This window comes from Reichenbachiella sp. MSK19-1 (assembly GCF_003590315.1).
Classification (GTDB): domain Bacteria; phylum Bacteroidota; class Bacteroidia; order Cytophagales; family Cyclobacteriaceae; genus Reichenbachiella; species Reichenbachiella agariperforans.
In genome coordinates this window covers 307,443-326,861 of record NZ_MIER01000015.1, presented here as the reverse complement: position 1 = coordinate 326,861, position 19,419 = coordinate 307,443, and the positions used below count along the sequence as shown (strand labels likewise).

14 protein-coding genes are annotated in these 19,419 nt (G+C 43.8%); 5 read left to right on the top strand and 9 right to left on the bottom strand.

Annotated features, from left to right (window positions below; genetic code table 11):
• The first annotated feature begins 228 nt into the window (after positions 1-228).
• The 3 genes from BGP76_RS09610 to araA all read left to right on the top strand — a co-directional run bounded on the left by BGP76_RS09610 (position 229) and on the right by araA (position 4,149).
• Entirely contained in the window at positions 229-1,881 is a 1,653-nt protein-coding gene (locus BGP76_RS09610; RefSeq protein WP_119844509.1) for a ribulokinase, read from the top strand.
• The gene (locus BGP76_RS09605) at positions 1,878-2,579 is read left to right on the top strand and encodes an L-ribulose-5-phosphate 4-epimerase (protein WP_119844508.1); all 702 of its coding nucleotides are present in this window, start codon (positions 1,878-1,880) and stop codon (positions 2,577-2,579) included. The genes BGP76_RS09610 and BGP76_RS09605 overlap by 4 nt, the downstream gene beginning before the upstream one ends.
• A gap of 73 nt (positions 2,580-2,652) precedes the next feature.
• Entirely contained in the window at positions 2,653-4,149 is a 1,497-nt protein-coding gene (gene araA / locus BGP76_RS09600; RefSeq protein WP_119844507.1) for an L-arabinose isomerase, read from the top strand.
• A 19-nt stretch (positions 4,150-4,168) separates the two neighbouring features.
• On the opposite strand, the gene BGP76_RS20315 is transcribed toward araA, so the two are convergent.
• On the bottom strand, positions 4,169-4,339 hold the full coding sequence (locus BGP76_RS20315; protein WP_158584206.1) for a hypothetical protein: 171 nt from the start codon (positions 4,337-4,339) through the stop codon (positions 4,169-4,171).
• Between the two features lie 86 nt (positions 4,340-4,425).
• Between BGP76_RS20315 and BGP76_RS09595 the strand changes: the two genes are divergently transcribed.
• On the top strand, positions 4,426-5,040 hold the full coding sequence (locus BGP76_RS09595; RefSeq protein ID WP_073124151.1) for a fumarylacetoacetate hydrolase family protein: 615 nt from the start codon (positions 4,426-4,428) through the stop codon (positions 5,038-5,040).
• 63 nt (positions 5,041-5,103) lie between these two features.
• Here the strand turns inward: BGP76_RS09595 and BGP76_RS09590 are convergent, their stop codons facing one another.
• The 6 genes from BGP76_RS09590 to BGP76_RS09565 form a co-directional block, all read right to left on the bottom strand.
• On the bottom strand, positions 5,104-5,688 hold the full coding sequence (locus BGP76_RS09590; protein WP_119844506.1) for a hypothetical protein: 585 nt from the start codon (positions 5,686-5,688) through the stop codon (positions 5,104-5,106).
• A 236-nt stretch (positions 5,689-5,924) separates the two neighbouring features.
• Positions 5,925-7,082 (bottom strand): MFS transporter, encoded by a 1,158-nt coding sequence (locus BGP76_RS09585; RefSeq protein ID WP_119844505.1) that lies wholly within the window; start codon positions 7,080-7,082, stop codon positions 5,925-5,927.
• 4 nt (positions 7,083-7,086) lie between these two features.
• Entirely contained in the window at positions 7,087-10,173 is a 3,087-nt protein-coding gene (locus BGP76_RS09580) for an ATP-binding cassette domain-containing protein (protein ID WP_119844504.1), read from the bottom strand.
• Positions 10,174-10,263: 90 nt separating this feature from the next.
• Positions 10,264-11,073 (bottom strand): hypothetical protein, encoded by an 810-nt coding sequence (locus tag BGP76_RS09575; RefSeq protein ID WP_119844503.1) that lies wholly within the window; start codon positions 11,071-11,073, stop codon positions 10,264-10,266.
• Between the two features lie 83 nt (positions 11,074-11,156).
• Complete coding sequence (locus BGP76_RS09570) at positions 11,157-12,131, bottom strand: aldo/keto reductase (protein WP_255416099.1); 975 nt, start codon at positions 12,129-12,131, stop codon at positions 11,157-11,159.
• Between the two features lie 512 nt (positions 12,132-12,643).
• Positions 12,644-16,291 carry a DEAD/DEAH box helicase gene (locus BGP76_RS09565; protein ID WP_119844502.1) on the bottom strand — a complete coding sequence of 1,216 codons (3,648 nt, stop codon included), beginning with the start codon at positions 16,289-16,291 and terminating at the stop codon, positions 12,644-12,646.
• 671 nt (positions 16,292-16,962) lie between these two features.
• Between BGP76_RS09565 and BGP76_RS09560 the strand changes: the two genes are divergently transcribed.
• Positions 16,963-17,373 (top strand): HU family DNA-binding protein, encoded by a 411-nt coding sequence (locus BGP76_RS09560; RefSeq protein ID WP_119844501.1) that lies wholly within the window; start codon positions 16,963-16,965, stop codon positions 17,371-17,373.
• A gap of 336 nt (positions 17,374-17,709) precedes the next feature.
• Here BGP76_RS09560 and BGP76_RS09555 read toward each other — a convergent pair whose 3' ends face one another.
• Together BGP76_RS09555 and BGP76_RS09550 are read right to left on the bottom strand one after the other, a co-directional pair.
• Positions 17,710-18,435 (bottom strand): siderophore-interacting protein, encoded by a 726-nt coding sequence (locus BGP76_RS09555; protein WP_119844500.1) that lies wholly within the window; start codon positions 18,433-18,435, stop codon positions 17,710-17,712.
• An 80-nt stretch (positions 18,436-18,515) separates the two neighbouring features.
• Positions 18,516-19,373 (bottom strand): AraC family transcriptional regulator, encoded by an 858-nt coding sequence (locus BGP76_RS09550; protein ID WP_147407441.1) that lies wholly within the window; start codon positions 19,371-19,373, stop codon positions 18,516-18,518.
• Positions 19,374-19,419: the final 46 nt, after the last annotated feature.

Sequence of the window (19,419 nt, the reverse complement as noted above, 5' to 3'; positions counted from 1 at the left end):
ACCTTTCTTAATCTGGTATTATCTCATGTTTAAGTCGGTGTTACGACGAAATAAAATCAAAATCTCCAGCCTTATCTTGATTTAGACTGTCTGAGTCATCAGTACTATTTCTTGCGTTTTAGTTCATCAAATTTCTTTTAAAATTTATAAGTGTAAAATAGACACTTTATTAAAAGTTGCTATATTTGTCTAGTAAGTGTGAATCGTACACGAATTAAAAAGCAGAGAATGAAAGGACAACAATATACCATAGGACTAGACTTTGGTTCTGACAGTGTCAGGGCGTTGGTCGTCAATGTGGAGACTGGCGAAGAAGTAGCGACTGCCGTGTGCAACTACCCAAGATGGGCAGAGGGGCAATATTGCATTCCGCATGACAACCAGTTTAGACAGCACCCGCTCGACTACATAGAAGCCATGACAGATGTAATCACTCGGTCTATGCTAGAAGCAGGATCAGCAGTGAGTCAAAATGTAATTGGTATCGGGGTAGATACTACGGGTTCTACACCCGTGCCAGTTGACGCAGCAGGGACACCTCTCGCGCTTAAGTCCGAGTTTGCAGAGAACCCTAACGCGATGTTTCACCTCTGGAAAGACCATACGGCACTACAAGAGGCTACCGAAATCAACGCTATCAATGCGCAATCCAACGAAGACTATCTTAAGTATGTCGGAGGTATCTACTCTTCTGAGTGGTACTGGGCCAAAATAGCACATACCAACCGTGTCGATCCTGTCGTCAAATCGGCTGCTTATACTTGGGTCGAGCACTGTGATTGGATACCTTTTCTTCTTACAGGAGGAAACAAGGCCGAGGATTTGAAACGTAGCGTATGCGCTGCAGGACACAAGGCTCTCTGGCACAAAGACTACAACGGCATACCGCCAAAGAGCTACTTGACACAGATCGATTCGAGCTTTGCGGAGTTCCGTACGGAGCTTCTGGAAAAAACGTATAGTTCAGACGAAACCGTTGGACAATTGACAGGCGAATGGGCGGATAAACTCGGTCTTTCTACGGATGTGGTCGTTGCAGTGGGGGCATTCGATTGTCACATGGGAGCTGTTGGTGGTGAGATCGAGCCAGGCTACCTCAGCAAAATCGTCGGGACTTCTACTTGCGATATCATGGTAGCTCCTTTGGAGGCCAAAGAGCACCTTGTCAAAGGAATATGCGGGCAAGTCAACGGGTCAGTGATCCCTAACATGCTCGGTCTGGAAGCGGGACAATCTGCTTTTGGAGATGTCTATGCGTGGTTCAAGCGACTGTTGCTCTGGCCCGTAGAGCACATGAGTACGGAGTTGAAGGAGCAATATGCTACAGAACTGGATGATAAAATCATCCCCGCCCTCGCAGAAGCTGCAGCACAATTAGAAACAACTGCCAATGACCCGGTAGCACTCGATTGGATGAATGGACGCAGAACTCCGGACGCCAATCAAGCACTCAAAGGTGTACTCTCTGGTATCAATCTCGGCACAGACGCGCCACGATTATTCAAGAGTCTGGTCGAAGCGACATGCTTTGGTGCGAAACGCATCTCGGATCGCTTTGCAGACGAGGGAGTCGAAATCAAAGGCGTCATCGCGCTCGGTGGGATCGCCAAGAAGTCCAAACTCGTGATGCAGACGCTCTCTGATGTCATGCAGATGCCCATCAAAGTGGCTAGCTCAGAGCAGACTTGTGCTCTAGGAGCGGCGATGTTTGCGGCAGTTGCAGCCGGCAAATATGAGAAAGTAGAACAGGCTATGAAGGCTATGGGGGGTGGTTTTGAGAAGACCTATCAGCCCAATGCGGACAAAGCAGAAGTCTATGCACAGCTGTACGTAAAGTACTGCCAGCTAGGAGAATCAATCGAAAAAATAACCATGCAATGAGCCCATATCAGAAAATAAAACAAGAAGCCTACGACGCTAACATGCAGTTGCCTCAACTGGGATTGGTGCTGTTCACTTTTGGCAATGCCAGTGCTGTTGACAGAGACAAAAAGGTCTTTGCGATCAAGCCTAGTGGGGTGCCTTACGAAGACTTGAAAGTCGAGGACATGGTGATTGTTGATTTTGAGAACAACATCATAGAAGGCAGCATGAGACCGTCGTCCGATACGAAAACACACGCTGTATTATATAAAAACTGGGAAAACATCGGCGGGATCGTGCATACGCACTCGACACATGCTACGGCTTGGGCGCAGACCCAACTGGACATTCCGATCTATGGGACGACCCATGCGGATCACTTGGCATTTGATATTCCTTGTGCTCCTGTGATGACTGACGAGATGATCGAAGGAGATTATGAGTATGAGACGGGGTTTCAGATCATGGATTGCTTCAAAGATAAAAATATCACACCAGAAGAAGTGCCGATGGTAATCGTTGCGAATCATGCGCCATTTACTTGGGGCAAGGATGTGAAAAAAGCCGTGTACCACTCTGCTGTATTGGAAGAAGTTGCCAAGATGGCATGGATCACCAAGACGATTAATCCCGAAGCACCACGTCTCAAGGAGTCACTCAAAAAGAAACACTACGAGCGCAAACACGGCAAAGGAGCTTATTACGGTCAGTCATAATTTGGGTGTGTTTTGAGACCTTGGTCTGTATACCACAGCCCTAGCAATAGTTATAAAAGAAACGATTAACACGATGATATCAATAGAACAAAATAAAGTATGGTTCGTCACAGGGTCTCAGCACCTCTATGGACCAGAGACGCTCAAGCAAGTAGCGACGCATTCAGAAGAGATTTCTAAGTCTCTGAATGCCCACGGTAAGATTCCTGTACAAATTGAATACAAAGGAGTAGTAACAACTCCAGAAGAGATCAAAAAAATATGTTTAGCATCTAACAATGCAGACGATTGTGTGGGTTTGATCTTTTGGATGCACACTTTCTCTCCTGCGAAAATGTGGATCGGAGGATTGAAAGTACTCAACAAGCCCTTCTTGCACCTTCATACACAGTTCAACGCAGAGATTCCATGGTCAACTATAGACATGGATTTTATGAATCTAAACCAATCCGCTCATGGTGACCGTGAATTTGGATTTATTTGTTCTCGCTTGGGTATCCAACGCAAAGTAGTCGTAGGACACTGGCAAGACGAGCGTGTCGTAGAGCAAATCAACGTATGGACGCGTGTGGCGAGCGCACATCAGGATGCTCAGTCAGGCAAAGTAGCTCGTATCGGTGACAACATGCGTCAGGTAGCTGTGACCGAAGGAGACAAAGTAGAAGCACAAATTAAGTTTGGCTATGAAGTACATGGCTATGGCGTGGGGGATGTCGTAGAACACATCGAGTCAGCTACTGATGATCAAGTGAAGGCTTTGATTCAGGAATATGAAGAGACTTACATCATGCAAGATGTATTGAAATTAGGTGGAGCACAGAGACAGTCATTAGAAGATGCAGCAAAGATCGAGATAGGTCTGAGAAGTTTCTTTAAGGAAGGAGGATTCACAGCCTTTACCGATACATTCGAAAACCTACATGGCATAAAACAACTTCCAGGTATCGCTGCACAGCGACTGATGGCTGATGGCTTTGGGTTCGCTGGTGAGGGAGACTGGAAAACAGCTGCTCTCACACGTACGATGAAGGTCATGGCTGCCGGTATGGGAGGAGGCAACTCATTCATGGAGGATTATACCTACCACTTCACTCCTGAGAAGGATTTGGTACTCGGTTCGCACATGTTGGAGATCTGTCCATCTATCAGCGCTGAGAAAGTTAAATGTGAAGTACACCCGCTCGGAATTGGCGGAAAAGAAGATCCGGTTCGTTTGGTATTCAATGCAGCTGGTGGCAAAGCCCTCAATGCATCTGTAGTAGACATGGGAGGCCGTATGCGTATGATTGTCAACAACGTGGAAGGCATCGAGCCTACACAAGACCTGCCACACTTGCCTACGGCTCGTGTACTTTGGGATGCCAAACCAAACCTTGAGATCGCTGCACAAGCATGGATTTTGGCAGGTGGCGCACACCACACCGTCTATAGTCAAAACCTAGGCAATGAATACCTAGAAGACTATGCCGACATGGTAGATCTGGAAATCGTGACCATCGATGAAAACACGAACATTCGTGATTTCAAAAGCACGCTCCAGCACAACAACGTCTACCGACAAGTAAAATAGAGTTTTAGTAATTAGTAATTCATAGTTTAAAGAGGTGCTTGTAGAGGTGCCTCTTTTTTTGATTAGGGCTATGGTTTTCAATTGTTTCAGTTTCGATGGACTCGATCTGTTTTTCTTTCAAGATGAAGTCTTTGGTGTATTGATTGACATCTTTGTTGTTCTTTGTTGGTAAAGTGGTTTTTACTTCCATGAAAACAAATAAAGCAGAGAATAATATGTGTTCAATTGCAGGAATCGGATAGTCGTCTATTTTTGTGAAAAACTAAAAACAAGACTATGATTATCATCGGAATAGGCAAAAACTATGTGAATACGCTGGAGGAAATGCCATCGCCCAAATGGGCTCCTATTATTTTTACCAAACCTGAAACTACGCTGTTGACTGACAATGCTGCTTTTGAAATTCCAGCAGTCTCTCAGAATGTAGCCTACGAGGTTGAGCTCGCTTTTAAAATCTCTAAGCAAGGTAAAAATATAACGGAAGCAGAAGCATTGTCGCACGTAGACGAAGTGGCTGTTTCGATTGATTTTACGGCAAAGGACGTGTTGTCACAGAGTCGCGAAGGAAAGGGACCATGGGCATTGGCCAAGGGGTTTGATGGTGCTACGCCGATTTCAGGCTTTTTGCCACTGTCGCAGTTTGCTGACATTGATAACATCAATTTTGCGTTAGATCTCAATGGGGAGCGTGTACAGACAGGTCATTCTTCACTTATGGTTTACAAACTGCCAGAAATTATCGCGCATGTGTCGCAGTATATGACGCTCAACCCGGGAGATATCATCTTGTCAGGAACACCCGCACATGGCGTAGGAGCGGTGAAAGCAGGTGACAAGCTCGTCGCTACTTTGGAGGGAGAGAGTCTACTAGCGTTTGACGTGAAAGGATAAAGCATCAATGACGCTAGAGGTTACGTCGAAAGTACTCTAGCGTCAGTTTTTTGTCATACCGATCTACAACACATCAGCGACGACTTGTAGGCAATATCTGTGAGGGGGGCGTTTCCAGGTTTTGTTACCGTTGATGCGGTAATAGCTGTGTCTGTTAGCCAGTGGTTTTACTTCATAGGATAGTGAGCCTACATCTGAAGATTTTCTCTCTGTTTCTAAGGCAACTACGAAATCTTCATTTATCTGCAAATCATATTTGGACAGATCTAGTGTTAGCCAACCTTCTTTGATCGATTGAGATTGCATGATCGGCTTATGGATTTGGATCAATGTAGGGCGCCCATTCTCTACTTTATAAAAGCTGATCTTGAAATCCATATTGTCCATAGCACTGTCAAAGGCATAGAGTTTTACTGATTTGACCTGGATGGATTCTTTTTTCAATTTGATCACTTGACCGATCTCGATCTGGTCAGACCCATCACGAAACATGCCGTCTGCAAAGTGAATGAGCTTGCCATGCTTTTTGGTGCCGTAAGTCTTCGCTTGCTTTTGTTCATCCTTACTGGTAGTGTCTGTTTTGGCTGCTAAGGGAGTCGTCGCGATGAGCAATAAGAGACTGAGTGGGATTGTTAGTAGTGTTTTCATGATTGATAATGAGTTAGTTGTGTGTTGTGAATCCATAATGTGAGCAAGAGGGAAAAGGTTGCTTTGTAGACATAGGGCTATGTTGACTCATTCGTTGATCTAACCATCATTCGCTGAAGCGACGAAGGGCTATCAGGGAATGATCCATTGTAAGCACCGCAGCTCCTTACAGTCTGCCCGATGTGAGGGATACCTCGATCTCATGTCGGGGTGATGAGGGTAGTTCAGTCCGGTGATTAGTCTTGCCGCTTAACCGCGTGAAAGTACATCAGCGAAACGGGAAGAATCAATAGCCCCATCAAGGCAAAGAAGAGAAAGGACACTTGCAACCCAAACGCCTCGGATATAAAACCTATCAAGGGAGGACCAAATAACATACCAACCACACTGTAGCTCGATATGATAGAGATAGCCATACCTGCAGAGTATTTTTTGGAATCCCCAGCCATCAGAAAAGTAGTCGGGATCACGACTGCAGTACCCATGCCGACTACTGAAAAACCAATCATAGCTGGTATGAGGTTTGGGAGGAGTACAGCGAGGAGTATGCCTCCGACGATGAGTAATGAACTCCCTATGTAGATTTTTTTGTTGTCTATGCGAGCGACTAGTTTGTCTAAGAGTAGTCTGGCTATCGTCATACAGATCATGAAAGTGAAATAGCCTGCGGTATAGACTTCTACGTTGACGATGTCTTTGAAATACACACCGCTCCAGTCAAACATCCCTCCCTCACAGAACGAAGCGAGTAATATCAGTACACCCAGTAGAAACAGTGGTTTGTCTGGCTTGCCCATTTTGATTTTAGAGCCTTCGGTAGCACGATCTCCTGAGGGTAACCACGGATAGCATACGATCGCAAAAATACCGATGCATACAGAGGTCCAGATGAGGTGAGTATGCATAGGGACGTCTAAGGCGATCATCAGAGACGTGAGCCCTACAGCGAGTATCCCACCAAAACTCCACATGGCGTGAAAAGAGCCATTGATCGGTTTGGCGTAGGATTTTTGTAGAATCACAGCTTGTGTATTCATGGCTATGCCTCCTACACGAAATGCCAGCGCCATGAAAAACAACGAGCTGCCTAATGCGATGAGGCTGCTACTGATGCCGATACATGCCAGCGCGATAGATTGGGCGATCATGGCGACTATCAGCGGTACTTTGTTGTCGAAGCTCCGCAGTATCCAGCTACTCGCAGCGAGCCCTAGTAGAGAACTGATGGGCATGACGAGTAGTAGTGTACCCATCTGCGCATCATTGATGTCCATGGCAGCCTTGATGTCTGGGATACGTGAGGCCCACGAGGCAAGGTTGATGCCATGGATCAAAAAGAAGATACTAACCGCAGCGCGAGAGCTGTGGGGAGATTGAGTAGATATATTATTCATTCTGTTATCGCTTTTCAAATTGGCGAGAGGACCATTTGAGTACTTTTCGCAAGAGGTCAAAGTAGAGCATCAGGTAGGTGATAAAGGTCATGATCCATATCACTGCCAAGTTGAAGTAGAAGGTGTCTATCTCCCAGTTGCCCAGTACCTTGACATGGGCGTAGAATGGAGCATCGCCCCATTTCGAATCAGGCGTGATGAAGAGCGGATCTTTTTTGCGAATCAGCTCATCTTCACCTTCATATATTTTTTGTATTTGGTCTCGGTTGAGGACGAGCGAGTGCAGCGCATCGTTGTGATGGGTTCGTTTGAGTTCTAGCAATCCATCTTGTCCGATCTCTTTGATGAGCTGACGGTAGATTGAGTCACGTTCGTTGACTGCCTGCTGCTTGATGTTTTTGTACTTCTTTCTCAGCCCTCTTAGGTAGGCTAGGGACTGTTCGTACAGTGCCGAGTCTAGGTTCTCAAAGTACAGCTGATCCATCGCTGCAAACCGTGGATTGCCTTCCTCGTTTTGGAGTTTCTCGATTTCGTGGCGGCACATCTTGAGGTTATAGATGGCTTTTTGGCTATGGTTGTCTTCTAGCACTTCCATATAGGCTTCTCGGAGTTTACCAGATAGGTCAGGAATCAAATACGCAAAAGTGTAGCTGGCGTCACTCATGCGTTTGTCATAGGCCATGAAGTGACTTCTGTAGGCATTGTTAGATGCTTGCTCTACTGCGAGAGCCTCATAAGCCCATCTGGATACCATCATGTCTCCGATAAAGGGCACATTCTTCTTGTCCCCAACGCCATGGTTGAGATCGTCGAAGCGGATCATCGCACCGCCTAGCAGCAGCTGTGGCACGAGGATCAATGGGATCAGGATGTAGATCGTGACGATAGAGTTGAACCCCGATGAGATGTTGAGCCCGACCATGTTGGCAAAACAAGCGGTAGAGAACAGTATCAGCCAGTATTGGAAAGTCAGCCCTTTGATCTCAAGCAGGTAGTTACCAAACAGGGTGAAAATCAATACTTGCACAGCGGATAACCCAAACAGATAGATAATCTTCGAGTTGAGATAACTAAACCGACTGAGGTTTAGGAAGGACTCCCGTTCTAGGATTTTCTTGTCCTTGAAAATCTCCTCTGCACTGACTGTCAGTCCTGTAAACAGCGATACGACGATGGTCATAAAGAGGTAGATCGGGATGTTTCGGTTTTCGCTAAAGTCATACACACTACTCTCCGAATACTTGGCTAGGAAACCCAATATGAGTGCCAGTAGTGGTGGTTCTAGGATGTTGAGTAGGATGTATTGCGTGTTGCTACGCTTGGAAAGCAGTACACGTTTGAGATAGATGGCAGACTGCTGTATGAGGTTAGGGATCGAAAAGTTGGACGGAGGGAGTGCCGTTTCGAATTTTATTTTTTCAGTCTTAGACTCTATGTTCTCTTTGTATTTTTCGTACCACTCTTCGGGTGATGTTTTTCGGTGTTTGGTGGAGCCACCTTTTTCGTCGATCTCTTTGGTCTCGATGATGTGGAGGATCTGCTCTGGGATGACATTGCCACAGGTACGGCATTCGCTTTCCGCAGCGTTGACCTCCGTATTCATGGTTTTGAAATAGACGATTGCATCGATGGGGTTGCCGGTGTATACGGGGTAGCCTCCTTTGTCTAGTATCCATACTTTGTCGAAGAGCTTGTAGATGGCCGACGAGGGCTGATGGATGATGATGATGACGAGTTTGCCATTTCGGGTTTGTTCCTTGAGTAGGTTGACGACCTTTTCTGAGTCCATAGAGGATAGACCGGAGGTAGGTTCGTCGATGTAAAGTACCGATGGCTCACGCAGTAGCTCCAGCGCGATGTTGAGGCGTTTTCTTTGCCCACCACTGATGGACTTGTTGAGCGGATCACCGACTTTGAGGTCTTTGATCTCCTCTATGTCTAAGTCTTCGAGCACTTTGTTGACCTCTCGACGAATGCGGTTTTCGGGCAGGTCTCCAAAGCATAGCTTGGCATTGAAGTAGAGGTTTTCGTACACGGTGAGTTCGTCGAACAGGAGGTCGTCCTGCGGGACATAGCCGATGACCCCTTCTTGTACACTGCGGGGTATGCTGTAGCCATTGATTTTGATCTCGCCAGACTTAGGCTCTAGTTTGCCATTGAGCAGGTTCATGAGGGTGGACTTACCAGTGCCACTGCCTCCCATGACGCCTATGAGCTGCCCCGACTCTTCGCTAAAGCTGAACGGCTTGATGCCATTGTCACTGTTCTTGAAGTTGTAGGTCATCTCTTCGGCCTGTAGGACGAGCTTTGTTTTTTTGACATCCAGTAGAAACCGTTTGCTGATGTCTGACTCATATATGGGTTTGATCGTACTGCCCTTGATGATGGCGCCAGAGTTGAGGATGTATATTTTTCCGTTTTGGATTTTCTTTCCCTCGACGAACAGACTCAGTGGGCCATTGTATCTAAAGATGAAAGTATTGACACTTTCTACATGGAGTATGACGATGGTGCCGAATAGGTTTTCGACCTGGATGTGTCGAAAATCCGTGATGCCGGGTTCGGTCTTTCGTTTCATCATCCAAGCGATCTCTTTTGGCCATTCGGTGACTTTGTTGTCGATGACCATGCCATTGCCCTTGTGGACATTTTTGATGTCCTGATCGAGGATGAACGAACAGATGTCGTCGGTTTCTTGTTTGGGTAGGTTAAAGTTGAGCGCGACCAATTGCATGAAATCGTTCTCGCGGGTGGAGACTTTCTTGTCCGTATTGATGAGCTCTACCAGTTCGACGAATACGAGTACACGCTCATGCTGTAGCAGTTCTTTGTTGAGTTGCTGACAGATTTTGGTGACCTGAATGATGTTTTTGGTTTCGTTTTCAATCTCAGGCGTATTGGACGAAGCTTCTTTTCTGTAGAAGTCCACATAGTCCTGAAATAGCCCCAGGTACTGGTCTGACAGCTCTTGGTTGAGCTGTCGCTGTAGGTAGGGCTTGACGATCATGTGACCCGAATCCACCACTTCATCTTTTACACTTTCAATGATGGCAAATAGCCGCATCAGGGCATTAATAATAGATTCACTCATTCGTTCGGGATCATGTTATTGTCGGGCGCAAATTAAAAAAGGCATATTGAATAATCAATATGCCTTTCCAATAAGAAATTGATATTTGGATCAATCCACGATTTCGTTTCTAGTAGACTCGACGTTGGAGGTGATGTCATCCAACTGTCCTTTGGTGATCCCCACCGCAGGATCGACTCCTTCGTAGGTCAACTTCATGAAGTTGAGCAGGGGAGCGACCGCCTGAATATCTTCATCGTCTTTGTATTTTTCGGCAGTATCTACGAGGATGCTGGCTGGTCCTTTCTGCTGTGCTACGATCGCCATGATGCGTTCGTCGTAGTTACTAGATACGGCGAGTTGTGTCGTGATATACAATCCCTCGATCCAGCTGGCTGAGATCACGAGGAAAGAAAGTTTGTCCTGACCTAGTTTGTTTAGTTGCTCGTAGGTGTTGTAAAACGACTCAGTCACGATCAGGATCAGCGAATCTCTGTTGTCCATGTTCTCTTGCACACGTGCCAACATGTCTTCGTTGAAGATACCTGGGACATCCAGTCCATCGATGAGCCTCTTCGATGCGTCTAAGAATTCCAAAGTCTGCTCGTTCATGTTGTAAGTACTGGCGTAGCTAAGGTCAGCTCCATAGATACCGAGGTTGAGCGCTTTGTCTCGTTGTGTTTCGTATTTGTCTACGTTTTCTACTGGGTTGGTTATGTCGAGTACGAACGCCGCATCTGCGTCTTGTAGAAGTGTGGTCACTTCGAACGACGTAGGGATAGGGTAGTTAAACTCTTTCTCCACGACTTGCTTGACATTGGCGGTCGTTACTTTTTCAGTATCAGTTCCTTTTTTGGTGCTACAGCTAATAATCGCAACAGATAGGAGTAGGACAATGAATAAGTTGTATGTATTTTTCATAATCTGATTTTGGTGACGATTGAATATTGATCTGGGCAATTTAATGAATGATGTACTAATAAGGAATGTCCCTACAGAATTAATCATTCGTCCCAGAGATTCTTTGCCGTATAGGGAGATCCCTCCAATGTGATATAGCTGCCTCTCTCATAGCGGTAGCCGCTATCCAAGCGCGCGAGCATGTCCATATCCTCGGTCGATAGCGATAGGTCGGCTGCTTGGTAGTTTTGTAGCAGTCGGTCGGGGTTGGTGGACTTAGGGATGACAGCCGTGCCCCGCTGGATGCCCCAGGCGAGTAGTACCTGCGCTACCGTAGCATCGTACTGATCGGCAATGCGCTGGATGATGGGACTGTCTGAGAGAAAAGGCTGGGTATGGTTGGGCATCAGGCTGGCACGCTCATAGGCACCCAAAGGAGCGTAGGCCGTCAGGGCGATGTGCTGCTGCTGGCAAAATGCCAGTAACTCCTTTTGCTGAAAATACGGGTGGGCTTCTACTTGGTTGACCGCTATTTTGATTTTAGCGGAGGCCTGAATGCCCTTGATCTTTTTCGTACTGAAATTGGACACACCGACGTGACGCGTGAGTCCAGCGAGGACGCATTCTTCCATGCCTTGCCATGTCTCTTCGAGCGGTAGCTGTTGGAGACTGATCAGGTCTTCTTTTGTCTTAGGGATTTTGACTGTTTTGAGATGGGCGGCAGGCCAGTGGATCAGGTAGAGGTCGAGATAGCCTAACTGTAGATCCGCTAGTGTCCGCTTGAGTGCCACGATCACATCCTCGGCACGGTGATGGGTGTTCCATACCTTGGAGGTGATCCACAGCTCCTTTCGTGTGACATCTCCAGCCAGCAGCGCATCGTGCAGCGCAGTGCCTATTTCTTTTTCATTGCCATAGATGGGCGCGCAATCAAAATGCCTGTACCCGATTGCTATGGCTTGTCTAATCGCCGTATAGACTTCTCCTTTTTGAGATTTCCATGTGCCTAGCCCTAGTGCAGGCATCAGTTGGTCGTTGTACAGCGAGAGTTGTTTCATACTAGGCAATATACGGATCATGTCCTGTTTCTGGTGCAGGGCAAACATATTTAAACCAGAATGATGCAATTCAGGAGATAATCAAAATGATGTCGTCTACTAATGCGACGATACGTTCCAAGGGGTGACAACAGACCCTCTTTGAGAGGGAAAGCCTAAAGGAGGTCTGTTAGAGGCTCCCTAACCTTATAGGTCTATCGGCTGTACTGAACATTAGAGCTATAAGGTTTGATAGAACGAATTAATAGTACTTGGTCTGTGTGCCACAGACCTTGGGACGGCTTTTATGTCACCCTGCGATTAGTAGGGGATTACCCGATCTGTGTCCTCGTGCCTCGTCCTTGTAGGGTAATGACGGTTATTTGACCGTCAGCTGTTTACTCGATTAGGTTTTCGTGCATTTTTCTCCGTCTAGTTTCTGCGTTCGTGTTAGTTCCTTCGTCCAGTGCTGTGGGAGCTGCCATACTCTTTGGCAGGTTTTGGTTTGAGGGTTGGTGTGTGCGACCTGACAATGTGTATGGATGCAGGGGCTGTCATTCCAGTTCAATGTTCAGTTCTTTTAAGAGTTCGAGTTGCTTTTCCGAAAGCTCATTATTCTTGAATACTCTTTTTGTTCGAGCAAGGGACTGGTAAAGATTGCTTTGCTCTTTGTCTTTTCCAGCTCTAGGATAATGTCCGTTCTTATTTATGAAGTCAGCTATTTCATGAAGTTTATTAGACCATTTTGTGAATCCATCTCGAACTGAATTATTCTCTGATTTTCCAAGTTCAATTTTCACGTTTTGAAATTGCTGGATTCTATCACTCGATAATTCACCTTTATCGAACGCAATATTTTGATTGATCCACCAAGTATAAAGAGGATTTGCTTTTCCATCAATTCGTGAAGGTAGCATTAATTTTCCATTTGGTTTAATGTGTGAACAGAAGTCTTGGAAGCGTTCTTCCCATGATTCTTCACCACCAGCACCTTCACCAACCCATTTGAAGTTGATGGAATTTAAAAGGTCAAGACGTTTTTGAGATAATGATTTTCTGTTTCTTGCATTGCCAGCATTTACTGCTCTTTGTGCAGCAACCCATAAATACAATTGTTTTTCACTTTCAGTTCTGTAGCTTGGTTCTCTATTGTTCTGGTTTACAAAATCTTTGTATTCCATGAATTGAGCTAACCATTTCTCTTCAAATCTTTCCTTTCCTCTACCTTCTAAATCAAACCCCAAGGCTCTGAGACTTGTAATTTGATCTTCTGTCAGGGTTCCTTTTTTATATCTAGAACGTTGAGAGTAAAGCCAACTATTAAATTCGCTATGAGCATGCTTTGTTGGTATCTTTCCGTTTTCCTCAACCCACTTGCTAATCTTTTCAAATCTTTCTTCCCAACCTTCAAAGAAGCGGTCAAGATTAAGAGTCTGAATTTTTTTTGTTTGATATTCGGAAAGTGTTCCTTCATCCAAATTTTTCTTGTGACGGAGAATCCATGAATACGCATTGTTTCCTATTTGGTCAGCAGAAATAGAATCTTTGTCGGAAATTAGGTCTTTGACTTCCTCGAAGTAGTTTGTCCAGTTGTCTGTTTTTCCTCCAAAATTGAAATCGATTTCGGCCATTTTTTCAAACCAATAGTCGCTTAAATCATTTTCTCGATATCTCTTTCGAATGGTTTGACAAAAAACATACAATCCATTCTCTCGACTGTCTTTATCTTCTCTGTTATACAAAGGCCAACGATCAGGATTTTCTTTTCGAAAATTCACTAGATCATTATAAGTGGGTATCCATTTTTTCCTACTTGCTGGACCTGCGAACTTTCCATCTATTGAGAGAAACTTGTTCTTTTGATAATCTGATATGATTTTACCTTCTCTTATACATGTTTGCTGATACTTGTGCCACTTGACCAGTTCATCATTATCTATGCCCTTACAGGGAGGAAACTCATTAGACTTGGCGTATTCTTCGAATATTTCAAACTGCTTATTCCATTTCCACTCGACAATACTCCAAGCAAAGCTTATAGAGTTGAGTTTTCTGATTTCTTCATTTTTGAGAGTCCCGTTTTTCTTTCGGTTTCTCTGTTGGGCAACCCATTGGTAGAGTTTACGATCAGTTTTTTGACTTGGGTATTCTGGATTCTTATCAAGAAATTCCTTGAGCTTGAGAAACCATAAATCCCAGTTATTTGAAGTTTTGTCAACTATCTGATCAAAAAGCGAAGTTTTTAATATCTCTTCAAATCCTTCTAGCAGGATGGTGTCTTGTTCCTCAATGAAGCTTCCAGAGACAATATCAATTCTTGAAGACCTTCTCCCTTTTCCGTAAGCTAAAGAGTTGATCTCATCTTGTAATCGTTCATCTTGATCACAAAGGGAACGAATAACTTGGAGTAAGTTTTTGAATGATCCTGAACTTATGGAAACTTCAACTTCCGTCTGCTTTGAATGGTAGATAGGAACCACCACTAGACCAATTTTTTTACCTTCCTTTTTTCTCAAAGCCCGACCAACGGCCTGAACAATATCAACTTTGGAATTCTTTGGATCACAGAAATACACTAAGTCAATTGTTGGTACGTCAACTCCTTCAGTCAAACAGCGTGCATTAGAAACAATTGCCTTATCTGCATTTTTAAAGTCGTTTAAGGTAATATTCCTTTGACTAGTTGGCTGTTCACCACTTACAGCGAATGTAGAAGTATCAGGAAACAGTTTGGAATGTCTGTCCGCAAATTCAGCCGCCAGTTTAACTCTTGAATGAAAAGTTAACCCGTGATTGGCTGAGTATTTCTTCATTATGTGATCGAGCGCATAATTATTGGCCAACTCATCAATTGAAATCTTGGCGTCAATAAATCGTCTATTTTCAATATATTCTTTAAGTTCTTCACTGTTAACTCCGACCGTAACGATTTTGTAATCAACCAAAATGTCTTGCTCAATAGCATCTTTGAATGTCATTCGATAGAATTCATGCCCGAATGTTTCGGGATCATTCATATCATAGGCGTACTTCAAATCATCACCAAGCTTCTTTTTCAAGGATTCTTTTACAATCCTTGGAGTTGCAGTGGCATAAAGTCGTCTTTTTGATGGGATTTTTTTGTTGTCATGGACAAGGCTGAATTTGTTCATACCAACTCCAGCAGTCTTGTGAGCTTCATCACAAAATATAAAATCAAATTCAAAGTCAATATTGGCGATTGCCTCGGCAATTGCTTCTAATGAATGGTATGTGCTGAAAATGACCTTTTCTGTATAATCCGAATCAAGAAAGCTTTTAATTTTCAATGGATCAGTTGTTACCCTTGTGTCGATTTCATAAGTATGAGCAACCACTGAATCAGTAACATCCTTGTCAATGTCTGATTCTGAGCAAACACACAAGTATTGATATATTGTTTTCCTTTGGTTGGCCCATTCATTTTTTATCTGTCGCAGCAAAGCCAATGAGGGTACTAGAACCAATGAGTTTTTGGAATCTAGCCCCTCCTTAATCCAAAGAGCTGTGTATGTTTTACCAGCCCCACAAGGTAAAATGAGTTGTCCACGTTGTTCGATTCCAAAGAAATCAATACAATCCTTAATAGCTTCCTCTTGATGAGGTTTTGGATTGTAGAAGGTTCTTTCTGCAATTTCCGCACCTATTAGACTCTCGTGGAATGCCTTGAAAACATCTGTTTGTATTTCTTGGAGATTTGTTACGGAATAGAAGGTGAAATTGTCATGCCTTGACTTGGATACCTTATCTAAATCAGCAGCGTTGGAAAATACAATGAAGTGATCAGCAGTAGGACAGAAGGCAAACAGGTTGGCGATTTTGTCGGAAGTCCAATTCAGACGTGAAGATTCATCATTTTTAAATTTGCATTGAACAACATAGAGTTTGCCTTCAATGTCTTCAAGGATCAAATCAGCACCGAAATCTTGATTCCCAAGATTGAGCTTTGTTCGTATTTCGGATGGTACTTCTTCAAATAACCATACATTTTTAAAGTTATCTTTTTCAGTCGGTGCAAATCGAAAGTATAGTTGGGTTAATACTTCGAAAATCTTTCCGGCTCTGGTGTCTTTTTCGCCTTCGTCAGTATTGTGAACGTTGTATTTGGACAGTTCAAATTTTACATCTCCCCAAGTTCGTCCAGCTTCTAATATGTTCTTGAGTATTTGTCGATATTCAGTCATTGTGCGGTGGCAAAAATTCAGGCTCTTTTGGTTTTTAAGTTAGGGTTGAGTGCAGGCAAAACCAAATGTGCCTGAATGTGCGGCTGGGTTTTTTCTACGTCACGGCATGAAACCTAACATTCGTGTAAAGTACACAGTGCACTATATGCGCACTGTATCAAACGTTTATAAAAAAATTTCTCTTCTCGAATGATGCTGCAGGAAACCGACTGCTGATCGGCTTGGTGAGGCCAAACTAGCATTTCCTATCGATATTTCCCAAGGCTACAGGCAAATCTCTTGGTATATCACAAAACGCTATGAGGTGGGTGCTATATTTTGGGTTGGGAGGGGGGTGAGACCTGACCAGTCCAACCTAAGCTTAGTTCGGCTCCCATGTTGCCTTACCTCAGGGTCGAGGTAAGCTTAGTTTCACCCTGTAGTAAGCTTAGGTTGGGGCTCTGGTAAGCTTACCTTCAGGCTCAGGTAAGCTAAGCTTTTGTTCAAAGCGCATAAAGCCTGCTCAAATGCTTTTTTAGCAATGAAAAGGTTGTGGTTTTTTAACGTTTTTTGGCAGAATAAGCCTTCCTTTTGGCATCATACTTGTCTTTAACATGACAAATCCCACACAGAGCGCTCCGTCAGGATTCTTATCACAGTTTTATTTTTTAACCCTTTAAATTTTATCAATTATGTCAGTACAGTATAAAGTCACGGAGCGTATCAACCCAAATGATGTTACCCTCCCCAAGAAGTATTATGCACGAATCATCAATGGTGATGATGTCAGTTTTGAGGAACTGGTCGGTATCATCAGCAAAGTATCCAGTTTGAACTACGGCACGGTGCTGGGTGCGATCGGAACCTTGCTGGAGGTGATCGAGATGCAGCTTTCATTTGGTAGACAAGTGAGGCTGAGCAACCTGGGCACCTTGTTTTTGACCCTGAATAGCGAAGGGGTAGAGCGCCCAGAGGAGTACCGCAGCGACAGGATCAAACAGGCTCGTATCAGGTTCAGACCCGGCGCAAGGCTGAAGCGTTTGGCCAAAACGCTAAAGTATGAGAAAGTAAGCACGGTCAGCGATGTAGCGCCAGCCTCATAAGTTCACTTAAATCAACAGTCATGTTTAGTATCAGACCATGAAACGGTCTCGCAGCAGTGAGACCGTTTTTCGTTATAGGGCTTTTAGCCTGGGTGTCTGCTTTGTGCCATCGGTCGCCCTGCTGTATGTCGATTTTGTATCCTTCTCGCAGACGACTATCAGTGGGATTTATAGCCTCGCTTTTGTCAAGGCTGGAAAACGATAAGTAGCAGTCTTTGCTTTTTGGTAGTCGCGTTACAAACGTACTCGATCGGGTAAGATAATTCGATAAGAAAATGTAGGCGGGCGGGTTTTAATGGTCTTGTTGGCTGCTGCCATTTTTCTCTGTCCAATCTATTAGAGCCCAATTTTACCGTCTGCCCAAAAGGGTTTGGTATAAATGTTTTTGCTTGACACGCCTTTCTCTTTTAATGCTCGTCTAAAAGCTTGTATTGACTTAGCATTGCCCATTAGATAGAAATATCCGTTTTGCCAGAGATCCCAAATCTTATCATCCAATTCATTTAAACTCTCAATTGCGAATTCAGCATGGTTTATTGATTTTGGGACTGTGTCCAACATCAGACCTAGGTTGTAGAGTTCGTCAATCGATACCTCGTCTACTTCCAGAACCCCCAAATAATTATTATTGTCACTATTTATTTTGTCTTTCAGGCTTTTAAAAACACTAATACACGTTTCATCACCAAAAAAGAACTGATATTGAGCTTCTTGTTTGTAAATATTAAATCCTCTTGGTAGACCCACCGTGATTTGGTCATCGGCTTTTAGATGATTAATAAAATGACTTCCTGGTCCATTGCCGTGCATATGAAAGACAACTTCGAATATCCCTAATTCACTGTCCCATTTACTGGGTGTGTAGTTTCGGTAGTTTTTATCGTTGACTCGAATGAGTATTGCTTGTCCTATTTTGAATTTAACCTTTGGGAATGACCCTTTAAATGTGATTGTTTTAATATTAGGGCTTGTTATTTCAGTTGAAACGACGCTTGCTTTACAAAATTTGTTACTAAGACGTAACTCCATAAAGTCGCCTATGAATTTTGGTGCTGTTGGCATAATTGTTTTCTATTAATTCAATGGCAAAACTGGAGCGAAAACAAAAAAATAGAAATGGATAGCTTGGAGTAATGATAGGACTATTTACGGAATTTTTTTCTAAAGGCTAATGGGGTTTCGTGGGTTAATTTTTTAAACATTCTTGAGAAATAGGAATGGTCTTTGAACCCAAGACTAAAAGCAATTTCTTTCACATCATTTTCGGTATAATACAAAAGTCTTTGCGCTTCTATTATCATAGCATTTTGAAGCCAATAAGTTGTCGGTTTTCCTGTACTGGCATTTACACAGTCTGTCAAATGTGAAGCACTAATGTTTAGTTTTTTTGCAAAAAAAGAAGGGCTTTCTAAAAAATTACTTTTGGAGATGAGTTTTTTAAAGTTTGTGGAAATGACTGTTGATTGGTTTCTTGGTTTGGGAATCGTTCTTTCTGACGATTGAAACAAATTCGCAATTTCGTAAATCAAAGCATTGAAAAGCCCATTGATGATTTGTGGTTTGCTTTGTTTCTGTTTTTCAAAAGAGTTGTGCAGTAATGAAACAAGATTCAGGAAATCATCTTGAAAAAGCGGGTCTATTTTTTTTCCTTGTTCGGAGATTTGTAAAGGTTGAAATATTTCTAAACAGGCGTCAGGGACAAGGAAAGGGGCAATGCTAATAAAGTAGCCAGTTGTATTATTAGAGATGTGCTTAGCCGCATGTACCTGAAAAGGTTTGATAAAACCAATTCCGATTTCGTTTAATTCAACCGCTATGTTGTCACATAGCACGACTACATTCCCCTTTGTCAGAACAAAAAAAACATAAAACTCGTCCCTATGCGCTCCCATTTTTTCAGGTGGGTAGTCCATGCCTTGGAGTGATGATTTCACAAATTGTATACCGCCAATTGCTTCGCTACTTTGGTTATAAATCGGGATGTCTGATTTAGCTTTCAATGTTCTGTTGTAGTTAGGGCTGTTGGATCTAACGTTCAAATAAAAT